This window comes from Paenibacillus sp. A3M_27_13, assembly GCF_024213315.1.
In the GTDB taxonomy this organism is placed as follows: domain Bacteria; phylum Bacillota; class Bacilli; order Paenibacillales; family Paenibacillaceae; genus Paenibacillus; species Paenibacillus polymyxa_B.
Genome location: NZ_JANAVE010000019.1, coordinates 1 through 5,097 on the forward strand (window position 1 = coordinate 1; position 5,097 = coordinate 5,097).

The window sequence follows — 5,097 nt, forward strand, 5'->3', positions numbered from 1 at the left end:
GTACCGGATCAAGAAATAACCGTACAGGGGATGAGGGAACACTTGTCAAAAGAGCTCCCGGACTACATGATCCCTTCCTACTTTGTGCGGATGGAAAAGCTGCCATTGACCCCTAATGGAAAAATAGACAGGAAAGCATTGCCTGTGCTCGATAGCAATGTTAATACCGGCGTAGAATACGTAGTACCTTCGGGAGAAATAGAGGAGAAACTTGCGCTGTTGTGGCGGGATATCCTTGGAATAGAGAAGGTAGGAAGAAATGATAACTTTTTTATGCTTGGGGGACACTCGTTAAAGGCAACAAGCCTTGTAGCAAGAATTCACAAAGAGTTCAATATAGACATACCTCTTAAGGAAATATTCAAGACACCAACCATCTTAGAAATTGCCAGATATATTAAAGACTCAAAGGAGAGCCTATATCAGTCAATCCAACCGGCAGGAGAAATGGAATACTACCCTATGTCATCTGCACAAAGAAGGCTGTATATACTAAACCAGCTTGAAGGGGCAGGGACAGCATACAACATGCCTGGTATTATGCTGCTGGAAGGAAGCATTGATACAGCGCGTTTCCAGGAAGTCTTCAGGCAGTTGGTAAAAAGGCATGAGACTCTTAGAACATCGTTCCACATGATCGATGGTAACCCGGTCCAGAAGGTTCATGACCATGTGGAATTCAGCGTGATGTACTTTGAAACTAACGAAGAAAAAGCCGCAGAGTATGCTGGGGAATTTGCCAGACCTTTTGATCTTGGCAAGGCTCCTCTGCTAAGGGTAGAGCTTGTAAAAACGGGAGAAGACAGGCATCTTATGATGTTTGATATGCATCACATTATATCCGATGGTGTCTCCATGGACATACTGATTCGTGAGTTTATGGATCTTTATGAAGGAAACAACCCTCCAGCACTTCGGATACAGTACAAGGACTACGCTGTATGGCAGAATAAACTGTTTGATGAGGGCGGAATTAGCAGCCAGGAGGAATACTGGCTCCAAGCATTCCAGGGAGAAATACCTGTACTGAATATGCCGCTAGACTATCCAAGGCCTGTAATACAAAGCTTTGAAGGGGATTTTTTTAGCTTTGAAGCAGGCAGTGAGCTTACGAATAAATTAAACAAGCTTGCAAGGGATAATGGGGCTACGCTTTACATGACACTGCTCGCGGCATACAACATATTGCTGTCTAAGCACACCGGACAGGAAGACATAATCGTTGGAAGCCCTATAGCCGGAAGGCCACATTCAGACCTGCAGGATATCCTTGGTATGTTTGTAAATACCTTGGCTATGAGAAATTACCCCAAGGGAGATAGTACCTTTGTAGAATTCTTGAATGAAGTAAGAGAAAACGCTCTAAGGGCTTATGACAATCAGGATTACCAATTTGAAGAACTGGTTGAGAAGCTTAACTTGAAGAGGGACATGAGCAGAAACCCACTGTTTGATACTATGTTTACCATGCAAAATGCCTCTAAGGTAGAATTTGCAGTACCTGGTATAAGCTTCAGACCTTTTAATAACGGGCTAGAGTATAGAATATCAAAATTTGACCTATCCATTGATGCAATAGAGCGTGAAGATGGTATGGCTTTTAGCTTTGAATATTGTACTCGGCTTTTCAAAAAAGAGACTATAAAAAGGTTGGCGGCTCATTACCTTAACGTGTTGGAAGAGATAACCGCAAATCCGTTTAAAAGGTTGTCGGAAATAAATATGTTGTCCCAGGAGGAAAAACAGCAAATAATCTATGGCTTCAATGATACAAAAGTAGAATATCCTAAGGATAAGACCATACAAGAGCTATTTGAAGAACAAGTGGAAAAGACGCCTGATAACATAGCAGTAGTATTTGAAGATAAATACTTGACTTACGGAGAACTTAATGAAAAGGCCAATCAACTGGCTTGGATCTTAAGGGACAAGGGATTAAAACCTGACAGTGTAGTAGCTATAATGGTAGACCGGTCCATAGAAATGATAATAGGTGTAATTGCTGTATTTAAAGCAGGAGGCGCGTATTTACCCATAGACACCGAATATCCTGAAGAACGAATCAGATATATGATCGATGACAGCTTGGCTGGAATTATTCTTACGCAAGAACATCATAAAGAAAAAATTAAATTTGATCTTGATATTATAAGCTTTGATGACTGTGTGAATTACAACGGGAGAACAGAAAATCTTCCTGTCATTAATAAATCTTGTAATTTAGCATATGTCATTTATACATCAGGAACCACAGGAAAGCCAAAGGGGATCATGATAGAGCATAGAAGTCTTGTCAACATATCTTACGCATGGAAAAAGGAATATAGGCTTGCGGATATGGATGTAAAGCTGTTGCAAATCGCAAGTTTTTCTTTTGATGTATTTGTGGGAGATGTTTCGAGAACGCTGCTCAACGGAGGCCAAATGGTTATTTGTTCATCCGAGGAGAGATACGATCCTGCACGATTATATTCACTTATTAAAACCCATAAAATAACCATCTTTGAATCCACACCGGCACTGATTATTCCTCTTATGGATTATATCCATGATAATGCTTTGATTATTGATAGCCTCAAGTTGCTTATACTTGGATCAGATACTCTCTCTGTGGAAGATTATGAAAGATTACAATCCTGGTATGGAGAGAAACTGCGGGTTGTTAATAGCTATGGGGTTACTGAGTCCACCATAGATTCCAGTTATTACGAAAAGAGACTGGGAAGCTATTTGGAATCCGGGAGTGTACCTATCGGAAAGCCAATGCAAAATATAAAATACTACGTTGTTGACAAACACTTGAGACCTCAGCCTACAGGGGTTTTGGGTGAGTTGTGCATAGGGGGAGAAGGGCTTGCAAGGGGATATCTAAACCGGCCCGAACTGACAGCTGAAAAATTTGTACCTAACCCGTTTATATCAGGGGAAAGGATGTATCGTACAGGGGATCTGGCCAGATGGCTGTCTGATGGGAATATGGAATTTTTAGGAAGAGTAGATCATCAGGTAAAGATAAGGGGATTTAGAATAGAGCTGGGGGAAATAGAAGCACAACTGCTAAAGCACGTTTCAATAAAGGAAGCAGTGGTTATTGCAAGGGAAGATCAGAAGGGAAACAAGTATCTGTGTGCCTATGTGGCAGGGGAAAATGAATTAACAATAGCAGAACTAAGGGGACATCTCTTAAAGGACCTTCCAGACTATATGATACCATCCTATTTTATGCAGTTAAAAAAGCTGCCGCTGACTCCCAATGGCAAAATAGATAGGAAGGCATTGCCCGAACCTGACGGCAATATCGATGCTGGAATAGAGTATGTCGCACCCTTGGGTGAAGTGGAGGAGAAACTTGCGGGGTTGTGGCAGGATATCCTTAGTATAGAGAAAGTGGGAAGAAACGACAATTTCTTTGAGCTGGGGGGACATTCCTTAAGGGCAGCAAATCTTATTGCCAGGATTCACAAAGAGTTCAATGTAAACATACCGCTTAAAGAAATATTTAAGAGCCCAAATATGTCTGAAGTTGCCGAGTGCATCAAGATTGCAAAGGAGAGTGTATTTCATTCTATTGGGCCGGCTGGGGAGATGGAGTACTATCCAATTTCATCCGCCCAGAAAAGGCTGTATATTCTAAACCAGCTTGACGCAGTTGGGATGGCATACAACATGCCTGGTATTATGCTAATTGAAGGCAAACTCGATAAACTGCGCTTTGAACAGGCTTTTAGGGAGCTTGTTGACAGACATGAGTCTTTCCGTACCTCATTCCATATGATAGATGGTAAACCGGTACAAAAGGTCCATAGCAATGTGGATTTTAGTGTTATGTATATGGAAACCGATGAGGAAAGAGCTGCGAAAATAGCCAGTGAATTTATTAGGACCTTTGACCTTGATGAGGCTCCTTTACTTAGGGTTGGGCTTATAAAAGTTGGAGAAGACAGATATATTATGATGTCTGATAAGCACCATATTATATCTGACGGGGTGTCTGACGACATACTGGTAAGAGAATTTATGAGCCTGTATGAAGGTAAGGAACTTCCGGAACTTAAGATTCAGTACAAGGATTTTTCCGTATGGCAGAACAGGCTGTTTGCTGATGGGACAATTAGTAAGCAGGAAGAATACTGGCTCCAAGTATTCAAAGGAGAAATTCCTTTGCTTAATATGCCGCTAGACTACCCTAGGCCAGCTATACAGAGTTTTGAGGGAGATGTGATCAGTTTCAAAGCAGGCAAGGAGCTTGCTGTTAAACTGAACAAACTTGCAGTGAATAATGGTGCCACGCTCTACATGGTACTTTTAGCTTCATACAATGTCCTTTTATCCAAGTACACCGGACAGGAAGATATTATAGTTGGAAGTCCCGTTGCAGGAAGGCCGCATACTGATCTTCAGGACGTTATTGGTATGTTTGTAAACACGCTAGCCATGAGGAATCACCCTCAAGGTGGAAAGACTTTTGTGGACTTCCTTAATGAAGTAAGAGAAAACTCCTTAAGGGCTTACGAAAACCAAGATTACCAATTTGAAGAACTGGTAGATAAGCTTAACCTGGAAAGGGATCTGGGCAGAAATCCACTTTTCGATACTATGTTTGTACTGCAAAATATCGAGGCATCAGAAGTGAAGATGGATGGGCTAAGGTTTATGCCCTATGACAGTGAAGTAAGAATATCCAAGTTTGACTTGACTTTAAACGCTGAGGAAACAGAGGACGGTATTGCATTTGAATTGGAGTATGCTACCAGGTTGTTTAAGAAAGAGTCAGTTATAAGGCTTATTGCCCATTACCTTAATGTATTGGAAGAGGCAGCAGCCTTTCCTGAAAAAAGGCTATTAGAAATTGATATGCTGTCACAAGACGAAAAACATCAAATATTATATGAATTTAATAATACAAAAGCAGGATACCCTCGGGAAAAGACCATCCATCAGATTTTTGAGGAACAGGTGGAACGGACACCCAATAATATTGCTGTAGTGTTTGAAGATAAACAGCTGACTTATAGGGAGCTAAACGAAAAGGCAAACCAACTGGCCAGAAAATTAAGAGAAAAGGGAATAAAACCTGATAGTGTAGTGGGAATTATG

General features: G+C 41.2%; 1 protein-coding gene. It reads left to right on the plus strand.

Features of this window, described 5'->3' with window-relative positions; all coding sequences use genetic code 11:
• Positions 1 to 42 precede the first annotated feature (42 nt).
• The coding region (locus tag NLX82_RS27345) for a non-ribosomal peptide synthetase (protein WP_254349307.1) at positions 43 to 5,097 on the plus strand (5,055 nt) is incomplete at its 3' end.